We start from the raw sequence: 15,034 nt of genomic DNA, 5'->3' as shown, positions 1-15,034 counted from the left end.
AGTGTTGGTGCAAGACCCGAAGCCCCGCCGCATGGCGGGGCTTTTTTATGGGCGGCTGCGCGATTTCGCGCTGGGCCTGCTGTTCCTGGCCTGCCTCGCCCCCGCGATCACCTTGCTGCTGTACTCCAACATCGCGTTGAACGCAGGCGAACGCGTCACGGTGATGGGCGCCAGCGCGCTCAGCCTGCTGGTGCTGTACGCCTTGCTGGAGCGCTTCCCGCGCGCGGCCTTGCTGCTGCTGGCCGGAACGAGCGCCATCGCCTTGCTGGAGATCCGCTTCATCACCGACTACGGCTGGCCGATCAACGCCAACAGCCTGTCGCTGATCGCCGAAACCAATACCGCCGAAGCGCGCGACTTGCTCGGATCCTTGCCGTCCGGCCTCATCGCAGGCTGGGCCGCGGTCGCCCTGCTGACGTTGGCCGCATGGCCGGGTGCGCCGCCGGCGATGCCGGTACGGCGACGCGGGCGGATTCTCGCCTACAGCCTCGCCGGCTCGGCCGCGCTGACCGCCCTGGCCTTCGTCAGCACCCCGGCGGCGGACGCCGAGGGCGACGACGCCATCTTTCCTGCGCAGATCTACGGCCAAGGATTAGCCCTGCGCGGCGCCTTCCCCGCGGGACTGCCCTTCGTGGTGACCGACTACTTCCGCGAAAGGCATGCCCTGAAGGTCGCCTACGAACGCAATCAACGCTTCCGCTTCGGCGCGACCGGCGCGAAATCGGACCATCCGCGGGTGTTCGTGCTGGTGATCGGCGAAACCTCGCGCGCCGACCGCTGGGGCCTCAATGGCTATGCGCGCGACACGACCCCGCGGCTGGGCGCGCGCCACGACCTGATCGCCTTCCGACACATGCTGTCGCCGTGGAGCTACAGCCGCCAGGCGGTCCCCACCATCGTCAGCAGAAAGCCGCCGAGCAACACCTCCGCCGTGTTCGACGAGGCGTCGATCGTCACCGCCTTCAAGGAAGCCGGCTTCCATACCACCTGGATCTCGCTGCAGGCGCCGGTCGGCTTCTTCGAATCGCCGATCTCGATCCATGCCTACGAGGCGGACCGGGTCCTGTTTCTCAATCCGGTCGACTACACCAGCCACGGCAAGCCCGACACCGCCGCGATCCCGGAACTGGAAAAGATCCTGCGCGCCCCGCAAGACAGGGACCGCTTCGTGGTCATCCACACCCTCGGCAGCCATTTCCAGTATTCCAACCGCTACCCGGCCGAGTTCGCCCGCTACTTGCCCGACCGCCCGCGCGACCGCCCCGCGCGCCTGTTCGACCCCGGCGATCGCGAAGTGCTGTCCAACGCCTACGACAATTCCATCGCGTTCACCGACCACTTCTTGAACCAGGCGATCCAGTCGCTCGAACGTCATCCGGACGTCGAGTCGTGGCTGTTCTACTCTTCCGACCACGGCGAGGCCCTGTTCGACGATTGCCGCCAATACAGCGGGCACGGGCAGTCGAGCCGGCAGAGCCATTCGGTGGCCTCGCTGTTCTGGGCGTCGCCGCTTTACGCGGCCGGGCATCCGCAGCACCTGCAGAACCTGCGCGGCTACCGCGAGCGCCTGGTGTCCACCGCGATGCTGTTCGAAACCTTGACCGACCTGGGCGGGCTCGCCGTGCCGGGTCGGCGCCAGAACAACAGCCTCGCCGCCGAAAACCTGCGCAAGGCCGAGGAAGTTGTGACCGTGTTCGACGATTCGGGCTGGAAATGCCCCACGCCGCAGGCGCCCTAGGCGATACTGGATGATGCCGGAACCCTTGGGGAGGGTTTGCGGTAGAGTTTGCAGGGGATAGAAGGGGAATCAGCACCATGTCCGTGGCAACGACAGCCAACCTGGTCGGCATCACCGGCATCGCCCGGCGCTTGGTGCTGGACGGCGCCCTGGATGACGCGCGGGCCCGCGAAGCCTTGGCCGCGGCGACCAGCGAGCGCAAGCCGATCGCCGCCTATCTCACCGAACACCGGCTGGTCACGCCGAACCAGCTCGCGGCCGCCCACTCGGTCGAGTTCGGCGTGCCGTTGTTCGATCCCAGCGCGATGGATCCGGGCCAGGCGGCCGTGCGCATGATCGGCGAAGACCTGATCCGCAAGCACAACGCCCTGCCGTTGTTCAAACGCGGCAACAAGATCTTCATCGGCCTGTCCGATCCGACCAACACCTCCGCGCTGGACGAGATCAAGTTCCAGACCAACGCCGCGGTCGAGGCGATCCTGGTCGACGAGGACCTGATCCGGCGCACGCTCGATCGCTGGCTGGAGACCTCCGACTCGCTCGGCGACACGGTCGGCGACGGCGAAGGCCTGGAAACGCTGGAAATCGGCAAGGACGACGACCTGTCGACCAAGGGCGACAGCGGCATCGACGCCAAGGGCGACGACACTCCCGTCGTCAAGTTCGTCAACAAGGTCCTGGTCGACGCGATCCGCCGCGGCGCGTCCGACATCCATTTCGAGCCTTACGAAACCGACTACCGCGTGCGCCTGCGCATCGACGGCCTGCTCAAGCAGGTCGCCAAGGTGCCCAACAAGCTGCACTCGCGCATCGCCGCGCGCCTGAAGGTCATGGCGCAGTTGGACATCGCCGAGAAGCGCGTGCCGCAGGACGGCCGCATCAAGCTCAACCTGTCCAAGACCAAGCAGATCGACTTCCGCATGAGCACCTTGCCGACCCTGTTCGGCGAGAAGATCGTGCTGCGTATCCTCGACGGCTCCGCCGCCCGCCTGGGCATCGAGAAGCTCGGCTACGAGGACGACCAGAAGGAGTTGTTCGTCGGCGCGGTGGTCAAGCCCTACGGCATGGTCCTGGTGACCGGCCCGACCGGCTCGGGCAAGACGGTGTCGCTGTACACCGCGCTCAACATCCTCAACGACGAGCAGCGCAACATCTCAACGGTCGAGGACCCGGTCGAAATCCGCGTGCCGGGCATCAACCAGGTGCAGATGAACGTCAAGCGCGGCATGACCTTCGCCGCCGCGCTGCGCAGCTTCCTGCGCCAGGACCCGGACGTGATCATGGTCGGCGAAATCCGCGACCTCGAGACCGCCGAAATCGCGATCAAGGCCGCGCAGACCGGCCACATGGTGCTGTCCACCCTGCACACCAACGACGCCCCGCAGACCATCGCGCGTCTCATGAACATGGGCGTGGCGCCGTACAACATCACCTCCTCGGTGACCCTGGTGATCGCCCAGCGACTGGCCCGGCGCCTGCACGACTGCAAGCGCGAAGTGCATCTGCCGGAACATGCGCTGCTGGCCGAAGGCTTCACCCACGAGGAAGTCGCCGCCGGCATCACCCTGTTCGAACCGGTCGGCTGCCCCGACTGCACCGAAGGCTACAAGGGACGTACCGGCATCTACCAGGTCATGCCGATGACCGACGAAATCCAGGCGATCGTGCTCGAAGGCGGCAACGCGATGCAGATCGCCGCCGCCGCCACGAGGTCGGGCGTGCGCGACCTGCGCCGTTCGGCGCTGGTCAAGGTGCTCAACGGCGTCACCAGCCTGGCCGAAATCAACCGCGTAACCAAGGACTAACCCATGTCCGCGACCCGTTCCGCCACTCGCGCCGCCAGCAAGACCGCCCCCCAGGTCCGCCGCGAAAATCCCCTGGCCCTGTTCGTCTGGCAGGGCACCGACAAGCGCGGCATCAAGATGAAGGGCGAGCAGGCGGCCAAGAACGCCAACCTGCTGCGCGCCGAGCTGCGCCGCCAGGGCATCACCCCGACCGTGGTCAAGCCCAAGGCCAAGCCGCTGTTCGGCGCCTCCGGCAAGCGCATCACCGCGACCGACATCGCCATCTTCAGCCGCCAGATCGCAACCATGCTGAAGTCCGGCGTGCCGATCGTGACCTCGCTGGAGATCATCGGCGAGGGCCACAAGAACCCGCGCATGAAGACCCTGCTCAACGCGGTGCGCTCCGATCTGGAAAGCGGCTTGTCGCTGTACGAGGCGATGTCCCGGCATCCGGTGCAGTTCGACGAGCTCTACCGCAACCTGGTCAAGGCCGGCGAATCGGCGGGCGTGCTCGAAACCGTGCTGGACACGGTGGCCACGTACAAGGAAAACATCGAAACCCTCAAGGGCAAGATCAAGAAGGCCTTGTACTACCCGGCCACGGTCATCGCGGTGGCGATCCTGGTCAGCGCGATCCTGCTGGTGTTCGTGGTGCCGCAGTTCAAGGCGACGTTCCAGAGCTTCGGCGCGGATCTGCCGGCCTTCACCTTGATGGTGATCGGCATGAGCGAATTCATGATCCAGTGGTGGTGGGCCGTCCTGCTGCTGGTGGTCGGCGCCGGCGTCGCCTTCGTCATGGCCAAGAACCGCTCGCTGGCGTTCTCCCACTTCATCGACCGGATGATGCTCAAGCTGCCGATCGTGGGCCAGATCCTGCACAACGCGGCCATCGCCCGCTTCGCCCGCACCCTGGCCGTCAGCTTCCGCGCCGGCGTGCCGCTGGTGGAAGCGCTCGACACCGTCGCCGGCGCGACCGGCAACGTCGTCTACGAGAAGGCCGTGCTGCGCATCCGCGACGACGTCTCGGTCGGCTACCAGGTCAACATGGCGATGAAACAGGTCAACCTGTTCCCGCACATGGTGATCCAGATGACCGCGATCGGCGAAGAGGCCGGCGCGCTCGACACCATGCTGGTCAAGGTCGCGGAGTTCTACGAGCAGGAGGTCAACAACGCCGTCGACGCGCTGTCGAGCCTGCTCGAACCGCTGATCATGATCATCCTGGGCGTCATCGTCGGCGGCATGGTCATCGCGATGTATCTGCCGATCTTCAAGCTGGCCGCCACGATCTGATCGGCGATATCCTGCGCACATGGCATTCCTAGACCAGAACCCCGGCCTCGGGTACCCGCTCGCGGCCGGCCTCGGGCTGCTGCTCGGCAGTTTCTACAACGTCGTCATCCTGCGCCTGCCCAAGCGGCTGGAATGGCAGTGGAAGAAGGACGCGCGCGAAATCCTGGAGCTGCCGGAGGTCTACGACCCGCCGCCGCCCGGGATCGTGGTCGAGCGCTCGCATTGCCCGCACTGCAAGCACCAGCTGGCCTGGTTCGAGAACATTCCGCTGTTCAGCTATCTCGCGCTGCGCGGTCGCTGCCGGCACTGCAAGACGCCGATCTCGATGCAGTACCCGGCGGTCGAGTTCATCACCATGCTGCTGATGGTGGCTTGCGTCGCCCGCTTCGGCTTCGGCTGGCAGGGCTTCGGGGCGATGGTGTTCACCAGCTTCCTGATCATCCTGTCCGGGATCGACCTGCGCACCCAGTACCTGCCCGACAGCCTCACCCTGCCGTTGATGTGGCTGGGCATCGTCGCCGCCAGCGACAACCTGTATTTCCCGGTGAAACCGGCAGTGCTCGGCGCGATCGCCGGCTTCGGCAGCCTGTGGCTGGTCAACTGGATCTACAAGCAGTACCAGGTGGTGGTCAGACGGGTCAAAGATCCGCGCGACGGCATGGGCGGCGGCGATTTCAAGCTGCTCGCCGCGATCGGCGCCTGGGTCGGGCTCAAGGGCGTGCTGCCGACGATCCTGATGTCCTCGCTGGTCGGCGCTGTGATCGGTTCGATCTGGCTGGCGATCAAGGGCCGCGACATGGGCGTGCCGATCCCGTTCGGGCCGTATCTGGCCATCGCCGGCTGGATCGTGTTCTTCTGGGGCGAGAGTCTGCTGCAGGCCTACCTGTCCTACTCCGGACTGCGCTGAACCCATGGCCGCGTTCTGCGTCGGCGTCACCGGCGGCGTGGCCTCGGGCAAGAGCGAGGTCACCCGGCGTTTCGAGGCGCTGGGCGTAACAGTCGCCGATGCCGACCTCGCCGCGCGCGCCGCGGTCGCGCCCGGCAGCGACGGGCTGGCCGAAGTCGCGGCCGCGTTCGGGCCGCAGGTGCTCGACGCCGACGGCGGCATGGACCGCGCCGCGATGCGGCGCCTGGTGTTCAACGACGACGCCGCGCGCAAGCGCCTGGAAGCCATCGTCCACCCGCGCGTGCGGGCGATGCTGCAGGCGCAGTGCGCGCAGGCGCCGGGCGCTTACGCGATCGCGGCGATTCCGCTGCTCGCCGAGGGCGGCCGCGAGGCCTATCCATGGCTGGAGCGGGTGCTGGTGGTCGACGTGCCGGTCGCCGTGCAGCAGGCGCGGGTCATGCAGCGCGACCGCATCGATGCCGAACTGGCCGCGCGCATGATCGCCGCGCAGGCCACGCGCGAGGCGCGGCTGGCGATCGCCGACGACATCGTGGTCAACGACGGGTCGCTGGACGCGCTGCAGGCGCAGGTCGAGGCGCTCGATCGGCGCTATCGGGCGATGGCGGCCGCGGCGGATTGAGCGCGGCGAGCTGAAACACGAGCGTCGGGCCTGAAGGCCCTCCCACAAAAGCCGCGGGCTCTGTCGCGACGCGGCGACAGGGGTTCGGCTGTTGTGGGAGGGCCTTCAGGCCCGACGCTTTCCGATCCGACCCCAGCGCCGGTCCGGACCTTGCGAACAAACAGCGCTTTCGCCGACGGCCTTGCGCGCACCGCTGGTCCGTCCTTGCCGCTTGATCCTCAACCCGGCCACAAGCTGCGGATCGCCGCCACGCCCTGCGCGCCATGCCGGCGCGCCTCGGCGAGGTCGTCCGGCCCCAGCCCGCCGATCGCATAGATCGGCAACGACACCGACTCGCGCAGCGCCGCGAACGCTTCCCAGCCGATCCCGAGCACGCTCGGATGGCTCGGCGTCGGCTTGACCGAGCCGACCACGGCGAAGTCGCAGCCCAGCGCCTGCGCCGCGCGCAACTCGTCGGCATCGTGGCAGGACGCCGCCAACGGCAGGCCGGCGGCGAGCGGGCGCTCGCCCAGCTCGCGCAGTTGCGCGGCGCGCAAATGCAGGCCCAGGCCCAGCTCAAGCGCCAGTTCGAGATCGGCATTGACCAGCAGCTCGGCCTTGGCCGCGCGGCAGCGCTTGGCCGCGGCAGCGGCGAGCTGCCGCCACCGCGCGCGGTCGCCGGCGGCCAGCGCCGGCGCGCGCAGTTGCACGCGCCTGACGCCGGCGGCCAGGGCCGTGGACAGGCCCGCCAGCCAGACGCCGTCGTCTTCGGGTTCCGGCGTCACCAGATAACGCTCGGGCTGCTCCAGCGCCGCCACCACCGGACGGTCGGCCGGCGGCATCGCATAGCTGGCCAGTTTGTGCGGCGGCACCCAGGCCAGGGCCTGGCCCTCGCGGCCGCGCGCGCTGCCGCGCCAGGCGCGCACGTGGCGCACGTCCAGCACCAGGCGCTTGTCGGGATAGATCTGCGGCACCCGGATCACCTCGGCGCCGATCTCGGCGTCGATGCCGAGCTCTTCGTGCAGCTCGCGGCTCAGCGCCGCCTCGGGCGTCTCGCCCGGCTCGCGCTTGCCGCCCGGGAATTCCCACAGGCCGGCCAGATCGCGGCCTTCGGTGCGGCGGGTCAGCAGGACCCGGCCGCGCGCGTCGCGGATCACGCCGGCGACGACTTCTATCCGGCGGGCCGAGGATCTCGGGGCCGGGGATTCGGCAACAGCGCTCGCGACCGCCGCGGGCGGCTCGGGATCGGCATCGGCGCTCTCGCCGACCCCGAATCCCGAATCCCGGGTCGCGGCCGTATCAGCCCAACTGCCCATGGCAATGCTTGTACTTCTTGCCGCTGCCGCAGGGGCAGGGATCGTTGCGGCCGACATTGGCGAACGCGTCTTCCGCCAGCTGCACCTGCTCGGCTTCCTCGTCGGCGCCGTAGCCGCCGGCGCTGGCGTGCTGGAACTGCATCTGGCGCAGCTGCGACTCGGCCTGGGCGCGTTCCTGCTGTTCCAGCGCGGCGATCTCTTCCTCGCTCTGGATGCGCACGCGCGCCAGGATCGTCACCACCTCGCGCTTGACCTTGTCGAGCATCTCCGAGAACAGCTCGAAGGCTTCCTTCTTGTATTCCTGCTTGGGCTGCTTCTGCGCGTAACCGCGCAGGTGGATGCCCTGGCGCAGGTAGTCCATGCGCGCCAGGTGCTCCTTCCAGTTCTGGTCGAGCACGTTGAGCATGATGTGCTTTTCCAGCATGCGCATGGTCTCGGTGCCGAGCTGCTGCTCGCGCGCGGCGAAATGGCCGTCCACCGCCTCCTGCACCTGGCGCGCGACGCCTTCGGCGTCGAGCTCCTCGGCCTTGGCCGCGGTCTCCACCAGCGGCACCTGCACGCCGAACTCGGACGCCAGCACAGCCTGCAGGCCGGGCAGATCCCACTGCTCGTCGACCGAATCGGCCGGCACGTGGCGCTGCACCAGCTCGGCGACCACGTCGCCGCGGATGCCGTCGACGTTCTCCTGCACGCTCTCGGCTTCCAGCAACTCGTCGCGCTGGCCGTAGATGACCTTGCGCTGGTCGTTGTTGACGTCGTCGAAGTCGAGCAGGTTCTTGCGGATGTCGAAGTTGTGGGCCTCGACCTTGCGCTGCGCGTTGGCGATCTGCTTGGTCACCAGCGGGCTTTCGATGATGTCGTCTTCCTTCAGGCCCATGCGCGCCATCACCTTCTGCACCCAGTCGGCGGCGAAGATGCGCATCAGGTTGTCTTCCAGCGACAGGTAGAAGCGCGAGGAACCCGGGTCGCCCTGGCGGCCGGCGCGGCCGCGCAGCTGGTTGTCGATGCGGCGCGATTCGTGGCGCTCGGTGCCGATGATGTGCAGGCCGCCGGAGGCCTTGACCGCGTCGTGACGCTGCTGCCACTCGCCCTTCAGGCGCTTGTGGGTGACCTCGTCGACCGGCTCGCCGTTGTTCTGCGCGGCCAGGTCGGCCAGCTCGGACTCCAGCGAACCGCCGAGCACGATGTCGGTGCCGCGGCCGGCCATGTTGGTGGCGATGGTGATCGCGCCCGGCCGGCCGGCCTGGGCGATGATGTTGGCCTCGCGCTCGTGCTGCTTGGCGTTGAGCACTTCGTGGTGCACGCCGGCGGCCTTGAGCTGCTGGCTCAGCATTTCCGACACTTCGATCGACGTGGTGCCGACCAGCACCGGCTGGCCGCGCTCGTGCGCCGACTGGATCTCGGCCAGCACCGCGCGGTACTTGCCGTTGCGGTTGAGGAACACCTGGTCGGAGTGGTCCTTGCGCTGGGCCGGACGGTTGGTCGGGATCACGATCACTTCCAGGCCGTAGATGCTCTGGAATTCGTAGGCCTCGGTGTCCGCCGTGCCGGTCATGCCGGCCAGCTTCTTGTACATGCGGAACAGGTTCTGGAAGGTGATGCTCGCCAGGGTCTGGTTCTCGCGCTGGACCGGCACGCCTTCCTTCGCTTCGACCGCCTGGTGCAGGCCGTCGGACCAGCGCCGGCCCGGCAGGGTGCGGCCGGTGAATTCGTCGACGATCACCACCTCGCCGTCGCGCACGATGTAGTCCACGTCGCGCTGGTAGATCGCATGCGCGCGCAGCGCCGCGTTGAGGTGGTGCACGACCGAAATGTTCTGGCCGGCGTACAGCGAGTCTTCGTCGCTAATGATGCCGGCCTTGCGCAGCAGGTCCTCGGCGTGTTCCTGGCCGGCCTCGGACAGGTGCACCTGCTTGCCCTTCTCGTCGACCCAGAAGTCGCCGTCGCCATCTTCCTTCTCCTGACGGCTCAGCGAGGGGACGATGCGGTTGACCTTGATGTACAGCTCCGGCGATTCGTCGGCCGGGCCGGAAATGATCAGCGGCGTGCGCGCCTCGTCGATCAGGATCGAGTCGACTTCGTCGACGATCGCGTAATGCAGGCCGCGCTGGAAGCGGTCGTCCTTCGACAGCGCCATGTTGTCGCGCAGGTAGTCGAAGCCGAATTCGTTGTTGGTGCCGTAGGTGATGTCCGCGGCGTAGGCGGCGTGCTTGTCGGCGTGGTTCATGCCCGGGTAGACCACGCCCACGCTCAGGCCGAGCCAGTTGTAGAGCTTGCCCATCCAGGCCGAGTCGCGCCGGGCCAGGTAGTCGTTGACGGTGACCACGTGGGTGCCCTTGCCTTCCAGGGCGTTGAGGTAGACCGGCAGCGTGCCGACCAGGGTCTTGCCTTCGCCGGTGCGCATCTCGGCGATCTTGCCCAGGTGCAGGACCATGCCGCCGATCATCTGCACGTCGTAGTGGCGCATGCCCAGCACGCGCCGGGACGCTTCGCGGCAAACCGCGAACGCTTCCGGCAGCAGCTTGTCGAGCGGCTCGCCTTCGGCGATGCGCTTCTGGAACTCCGGCGTCTTGGCCTGCAACTGCGCGTCGGAGAGCTTCTCCATCTCCGGCTCGAGCGCGTTGATCTTGACGACGGATCGTTGCAGTTGGCGCAGCAGGCGATCGTTGCGGCTGCCGAAAACGCGGGTAAGCAAGCTGTTGAGCATGACGGGTCCGTGTAAAGCGAAACGGGGTTGCGCGGGCGGGACGTGTTAAGAACGCGTTGCCGCCGGCAAGTTCCCCAGGAATCCAGCAGACCGGCCGATCTCCGCGTCCGAACCCCGCAAAACAGGGGGCGTAAAACGCGATCGGGGGCGCCATGCGCCCCCGATCGGATCGAGCCTGGTCTTTGGCCACACGCATTCTAGCGTGGGGGGCGACCTGAACGGTATCAAGGGGGAAAAGCGACGGCGGAATGTGGGACTTTGCCCAATTCCACGGTTCGCGAGCCCGTCTTCAGCGGCGGCTTGCGTACCCGGCCGGCCGCAGGAGCGGCCGGCGTTCAGCGGACCGCGAGCCAGTGGCTCGCAAGCGGTCCGCTTCACCCGCGCAAAGGCGACTGCTGGTTGAGGAACTTGATCGGGTTGACCACCCGGCCGTTCTCCCACACCTCGAAATGCACGTGGGCGCCGGTGGAACGGCCGCTGGAACCGGCCTTGGCGACTTCCTGGCCGGCCCGGACCAGCTCGCCGACCTTCATCAGCAGACGCGAGTTGTGCGCGTAGCGGGTCACGTAGCCGTTGCCGTGGTCGATCTCGACCACGTTGCCGTAGCCCGAGCGCACGCCCGAGTAGCTGACCACGCCGTCGGCCACCGCCAGCACCGGGTCGCCAACGTCGGCTTCGAAATCGATGCCCTTGTGGAACGCGGCGCCGCCGTTGAACGGGTCGGCGCGGCCGCCGAAGCCGGAGGTGATGTAGCTGTTGGCGATCGGGGCGCGCGAGGGCACCGCGTTCATGTCGATCTGGCGGTTGAACAGCAGCGACTCCAGCACCGTCAGCTGCTCGCCGGAGGCCTTGAACTGCTGCTTGAGCTGGTCCATGCCGGTGTCGAGCTCGGGCTTGGACATGTCGCGGACCGGGCCGGCGCCGCCGACGCCGACCGGCTTGTTGAAGTCGAATTCGCCGTCCTGGAGCTGGCCGATGCGGGTCAGGCGCTCGCCCAGGGCGTTGAGGCGGTTGGCCTCGGCCTGCAGCTCGCCCATGCGCGCGGCCAGGGCGTTGATCTCGCGTTGCGCGTCGCGGCGGGTCGCGACGATCTGGGTCTGCTGCTGCGCCAGTTCGGCGCGTAGCATGCGGTTGTCGGCGATGCCGGCGCCGGCGCCGACGCAAACGCCGGTGCCCAGCAGCAGCGCGATCGCCAGTGCGGGACGGCGGGCGCCGGCCCGGCCGCACTGCTGGAAGAAATGCCCCAGCCGTTCGCGCGTGTGCTCTACGATGGATTGATAGGTCATGAGTCCGATGTCTGATTCCAAGCCCAAAAGGCCGCCCTCGCGCCGCCCTTCCACTCCACGCATCGCTCTGGACGCGTTGATGGAGGACACCGCCGGCAACCCGATCAAGCGAGCCCTGTGGCTCGACGATCTGGACCTTCGGTTACGCCCCTACCTGCCGCCTTCGCTCGCCGCGCACGCGCGGCTGGCCAACTTCGAACGCGGCAGGCTCGTGTATGTCGTCGATGCTCCGGTGTGGCGCGCCAAATTGCGGCTGGCCGCACCGGAAATGCTCGACGCAGCCCGGTCCGTCGGGCTGAAAGCGGCCGAACTCGTCGTCAAGACGACGATCCCGCAGCCGGCGGCAGCACCGGTGCGACAGGCCAAACCCCTGTCGGCCGCGACGCAGAAAGCGCTGCAGGCCGCGTTGGATTCGCTGCGCGGCCCCGATGGTTCCAAGGGCCGCGGCGACGCCAACTGACTGCTCGGTGCGGTTCGCGCGGGGGGGCGTTCCGATAGGGGCCGAGAGCCGGGTCGGGGCATCCTACTGGCCCGATCCCCGGGGGTTGTTAAACGATCGGAAGCATTCCGGAAAAGTTTCGTTAGAAATACGTTAACCCGTCACGTCGCGTTCACGAGTGTGATCTGGTTAACGTTCCTGACTTTTTCGGGTCGGCGTCATGGGCCGAGGGTGACGCGCGTTCAGCTTGGAACGCGGGATGAAGCCGAGAAGTGAGCGTGGAGGAGTGAGGAGTGAGCGGGGCGGCTTTCGCTCACTCCTCACTCCTCTACGCTCACTCTCAGCGAAGCGTCAGGCGAACGCGGCCTCGCCGCCGTACGCGACCGGGCCCGCCTCGGTCTCCGGGTAGCTCACCAGCTCCCACGACGAGCGCTCGGCCAGCAGCGCGCGCACCAGCTTGTTGTTGAGCGCGTGGCCGGACTTGTAGCCCTCGTAGGCGCCGATGATGGCGTGGCCGGCCAGGTACAGGTCTCCGACCGCGTCGAGGATCTTGTGGCGGACGAACTCGTCGGCGTAGCGCAGGCCGTCGTCGTTGAGCACGCGGAATTCGTCGAGCACGATCGCATTGTCCATCGAGCCGCCGAGGCCGAGGTTGCGCTCGCGCATGTATTCCAGGTCGCGCATGAAGCCGAAGGTGCGGGCGCGGCTGACTTCGCGGATGTAGTTCTGGGTCGAGAACTCGACCTGCGCGCGCGACTGCGAGGCCGGGATGGCCGGGTGGTCGAACACCACGGTGAAGCCCAGGCGGAAACCGTCGAACGGTTCGAAACGGGCGATCTTGTCGCCGTCGCGCACTTCCACCGGGTGCTTGATGCGGATGAAACGCTTGGGCGCGTCCTGCTCGGCGATGCCGGCGGACTGCAGCAGGAACACGAACGGACCGGCCGAGCCGTCCATGATCGGCACTTCCGGCGCGGACAGTTCGACATAGCAATTGTCGATGCCCAGCCCGGCCATCGCCGAGAGCAGGTGCTCCACGGTCATGACCTTGCCGGCGCCGTAGGTCAGGCCGGTGCACAGCGTGGTCTCGGTGACCAGATCGGCGCGCGCGGGCATCTCCACCACCGGATCGAGATCGGTGCGGCGGAACACGATGCCGGTGTCGACCGGCGCCGGGCGCAAGGTCAGGAAGACCTTTTCGCCGCTGTGCAGGCCCACGCCGGTGGCGCGGATGACGGTCTTGAGGGTGCGCTGGCGCGACATGGGAATGGGGCTTTCCGCGAAAACGGGTTGGATTCTTATGGCGATCAGCCCGCGCGGCCGGAGCGGCTCGCAGGGGCGGAATAGCTGATTGGGGTCGCTATCAAACCGCGCAAGGTTAGCACGCGGGTTCCTGAACCTGAACGGAAAGGACACACTGTCCCGCCGTTGTCAACAGCGCGATTCAAACTGACCGGTCGGCCCGCTTTCCGGGCCGACCGGCCCAAAGGCCCCGACGCCTGAGCGCCGGGGCAAGGTGCCCTGGGGACCGGGGACGAGTCCGGTCCGGGGATGGAGCAGGAGCGAGCGCGGAGGAGCGAGGAGTGAGCGAAAGCGCCGCTTTACTCTCTTCCCACTCCTCTACGCTCGCTTCTCGCCTTCAGTCCGCCTGGCGGCGCAGGAACGCCGGGATGTCCAGGTAGCTGTTGTCGCTGCCGAAGTCCGCGACCGCCGGGCCGGTCGGCTCCTGGCGGGCGCTGCCGCGCAGGTTGCCGCCGAAGCTCGGCATCGGCGCGTGGCCGACATCGTCCATCGCCGAGAACTCGGGCTGGCCGGTGGTCGCGTTGCGCACCAGCTGGATCGGCGCGCGCTGCGCTTCGCGCTCGAAGCCATGGCTGCTGCCATGGCCGCGCACCGACTGCTTGGCGGCGACGCGGTTGAGGCCGGTGGCGACCACGGTGACCTTGACCTCGTCCTGCATGTCCGGGTCGAGCACGGTGCCGATGACCACGGTCGCGTCTTCGGAAGCGAAGTTCTCGATGGTGCGGCCGACTTCGTCGAACTCGGCCATGGTGAAGTCCGGGCCGGCGGTGATGTTGACCAGGATGCCGTTGGCGCCGGCCAGGTTGACGTCGTCGAGCAGCGGGTTCTGGATCGCCGATTCGGCCGCGGCCTGGGCGCGGTCGTCGCCGCGCGCGGCGCCGGTGCCCATCATCGCCAGACCCATCTCGCTCATGACCGTGCGCACGTCGGCGAAGTCGACGTTGATCAGGCCCGGACGCACGATCAGGTCGGCGATGCCCTGCACGGCGCCGAGCAGCACGTCGTTGGCGGCGCGGAAGGCCTGGATCATGGTCGCGTTGCGGCCGAGCACGGTGATCAGCTTCTCGTTCGGGATGGTGATCAGCGAGTCGCAGTGGTGGCTCAGTTCCTCGATGCCCTTGAGCGCGACCTGCATGCGGCGGCGGCCCTCGAACGGGAACGGCTTGGTGACCACGGCGACGGTCAGGATGCCCATCTCCTTGGCCAGCTGCGCGACCACCGGCGCGGCGCCGGTGCCGGTGCCGCCGCCCATGCCGGCGGTGATGAACACCATGTCGGCGCCGGTCAGCGCGTCCATGATGCGCTCGCGGTCTTCCAGCGCGGCTTGACGGCCGACTTCCGGATTCGCGCCCGCGCCCAGGCCCTTGGTGACGTTGCTGCCGAGCTGCAGCTGCAGCTTGGCGCCGCAGTTCTTGATCGCCTGCGCGTCGGTGTTGGCGGTGATGAACTCCACGCCGTCGACGTTGCCGCTGACCATGTGCGCCACGGCGTTGCCGCCGCCGCCGCCCACACCGACGACCTTGATGACCGCGTTCGGGGCCATTTTTTCAACCAGTTCGAAATGTGCCATGTCCTCGTCCTCTTTGAGCCGGGATCTGGGATGGGGACTGCGGGATTCGCAACATGCGATCCGACCCTTCATCACCTTCCCGGCGTTTATGGTT

Annotated in this window: 11 protein-coding genes; 6 read left to right on the top strand and 5 right to left on the bottom strand. The window is 67.7% G+C overall.

Annotated elements, in window-relative coordinates:
* Nucleotides 1–31 precede the first annotated feature (31 nt).
* The 5 genes from RDV84_RS12405 to coaE all read left to right on the top strand — a co-directional run bounded on the left by RDV84_RS12405 (nucleotide 32) and on the right by coaE (nucleotide 6,341).
* Complete coding sequence (locus RDV84_RS12405) at nucleotides 32–1,738, top strand: phosphoethanolamine transferase (RefSeq protein WP_309153567.1); 1,707 nt, start codon at nucleotides 32–34, stop codon at nucleotides 1,736–1,738.
* 77 nt (nucleotides 1,739–1,815) lie between these two features.
* A complete protein-coding gene (gene pilB / locus RDV84_RS12400) occupies nucleotides 1,816–3,543 on the top strand; it encodes a type IV-A pilus assembly ATPase PilB (RefSeq protein WP_078998159.1) in 1,728 nt (575 codons plus the stop codon).
* Nucleotides 3,544–3,546: 3 nt separating this feature from the next.
* A complete protein-coding gene (locus RDV84_RS12395) occupies nucleotides 3,547–4,815 on the top strand; it encodes a type II secretion system F family protein (protein ID WP_078998160.1) in 1,269 nt (422 codons plus the stop codon).
* 19 nt (nucleotides 4,816–4,834) lie between these two features.
* Entirely contained in the window at nucleotides 4,835–5,722 is an 888-nt protein-coding gene (locus RDV84_RS12390; protein WP_057948799.1) for a prepilin peptidase, read from the top strand.
* Nucleotides 5,723–5,726: 4 nt separating this feature from the next.
* The gene (gene coaE, locus RDV84_RS12385) at nucleotides 5,727–6,341 is read left to right on the top strand and encodes a dephospho-CoA kinase (RefSeq protein WP_309153566.1); all 615 of its coding nucleotides are present in this window, start codon (nucleotides 5,727–5,729) and stop codon (nucleotides 6,339–6,341) included.
* 218 nt (nucleotides 6,342–6,559) lie between these two features.
* Here coaE and RDV84_RS12380 read toward each other — a convergent pair whose 3' ends face one another.
* From RDV84_RS12380 to RDV84_RS12370, 3 genes are all read right to left on the bottom strand, one after another.
* Complete coding sequence (locus tag RDV84_RS12380; RefSeq protein WP_309153565.1) at nucleotides 6,560–7,477, bottom strand: Nudix family hydrolase; 918 nt, start codon at nucleotides 7,475–7,477, stop codon at nucleotides 6,560–6,562.
* A 142-nt stretch (nucleotides 7,478–7,619) separates the two neighbouring features.
* Nucleotides 7,620–10,343: a preprotein translocase subunit SecA gene (gene secA, locus RDV84_RS12375; protein WP_057948802.1), complete on the bottom strand. Its 2,724-nt coding sequence runs from the start codon at nucleotides 10,341–10,343 to the stop codon at nucleotides 7,620–7,622.
* A gap of 374 nt (nucleotides 10,344–10,717) precedes the next feature.
* Nucleotides 10,718–11,629, bottom strand: a complete 912-nt coding sequence (locus RDV84_RS12370) for a M23 family metallopeptidase (protein ID WP_057948803.1) — start codon at nucleotides 11,627–11,629, stop codon at nucleotides 10,718–10,720.
* Nucleotides 11,630–11,636: 7 nt separating this feature from the next.
* Here RDV84_RS12370 and RDV84_RS12365 point away from each other — a divergent pair, with 7 nt between their 5' ends.
* Nucleotides 11,637–12,089: a DciA family protein gene (locus tag RDV84_RS12365; protein WP_425606270.1), complete on the top strand. Its 453-nt coding sequence runs from the start codon at nucleotides 11,637–11,639 to the stop codon at nucleotides 12,087–12,089.
* A 330-nt stretch (nucleotides 12,090–12,419) separates the two neighbouring features.
* On the opposite strand, the gene lpxC is transcribed toward RDV84_RS12365, so the two are convergent.
* Nucleotides 12,420–13,331, bottom strand: coding sequence for a UDP-3-O-acyl-N-acetylglucosamine deacetylase (lpxC, locus tag RDV84_RS12360; RefSeq protein WP_057948805.1), 912 nt, complete (start codon nucleotides 13,329–13,331; stop codon nucleotides 12,420–12,422).
* A gap of 376 nt (nucleotides 13,332–13,707) precedes the next feature.
* Nucleotides 13,708–14,940, bottom strand: coding sequence for a cell division protein FtsZ (gene ftsZ / locus RDV84_RS12355; RefSeq protein WP_057948806.1), 1,233 nt, complete (start codon nucleotides 14,938–14,940; stop codon nucleotides 13,708–13,710).
* Nucleotides 14,941–15,034 lie beyond the last annotated feature (94 nt).

The sequence above is a fragment of the Lysobacter yananisis genome, assembly GCF_031199375.1.
Lineage (GTDB): Bacteria > Pseudomonadota > Gammaproteobacteria > Xanthomonadales > Xanthomonadaceae > Lysobacter > Lysobacter yananisis.
This window is presented reverse-complemented; position numbering and strand designations above follow the sequence as displayed.

What these genes read in the sequence shown, in the direction of transcription:
- ftsZ (WP_057948806.1), bottom strand. Translation starts at nt 14,940, where the DNA reads ATGGCACATTTCGAACTGGTTGAAAAAATGGCCCCGAACGCGGTCATC.
- RDV84_RS12370 (WP_057948803.1), bottom strand. Translation starts at nt 11,629, where the DNA reads ATGACCTATCAATCCATCGTAGAGCACACGCGCGAACGGCTGGGGCAT.
- lpxC (WP_057948805.1), bottom strand. Translation starts at nt 13,331, where the DNA reads ATGTCGCGCCAGCGCACCCTCAAGACCGTCATCCGCGCCACCGGCGTG.
- RDV84_RS12365 (WP_425606270.1), top strand. Translation starts at nt 11,637, where the DNA reads ATGTCTGATTCCAAGCCCAAAAGGCCGCCCTCGCGCCGCCCTTCCACT.
- RDV84_RS12390 (WP_057948799.1), top strand. Translation starts at nt 4,835, where the DNA reads ATGGCATTCCTAGACCAGAACCCCGGCCTCGGGTACCCGCTCGCGGCC.
- secA (WP_057948802.1), bottom strand. Translation starts at nt 10,343, where the DNA reads ATGCTCAACAGCTTGCTTACCCGCGTTTTCGGCAGCCGCAACGATCGC.
- RDV84_RS12395 (WP_078998160.1), top strand. Translation starts at nt 3,547, where the DNA reads ATGTCCGCGACCCGTTCCGCCACTCGCGCCGCCAGCAAGACCGCCCCC.
- RDV84_RS12405 (WP_309153567.1), top strand. Translation starts at nt 32, where the DNA reads ATGGCGGGGCTTTTTTATGGGCGGCTGCGCGATTTCGCGCTGGGCCTG.
- pilB (WP_078998159.1), top strand. Translation starts at nt 1,816, where the DNA reads ATGTCCGTGGCAACGACAGCCAACCTGGTCGGCATCACCGGCATCGCC.
- coaE (WP_309153566.1), top strand. Translation starts at nt 5,727, where the DNA reads ATGGCCGCGTTCTGCGTCGGCGTCACCGGCGGCGTGGCCTCGGGCAAG.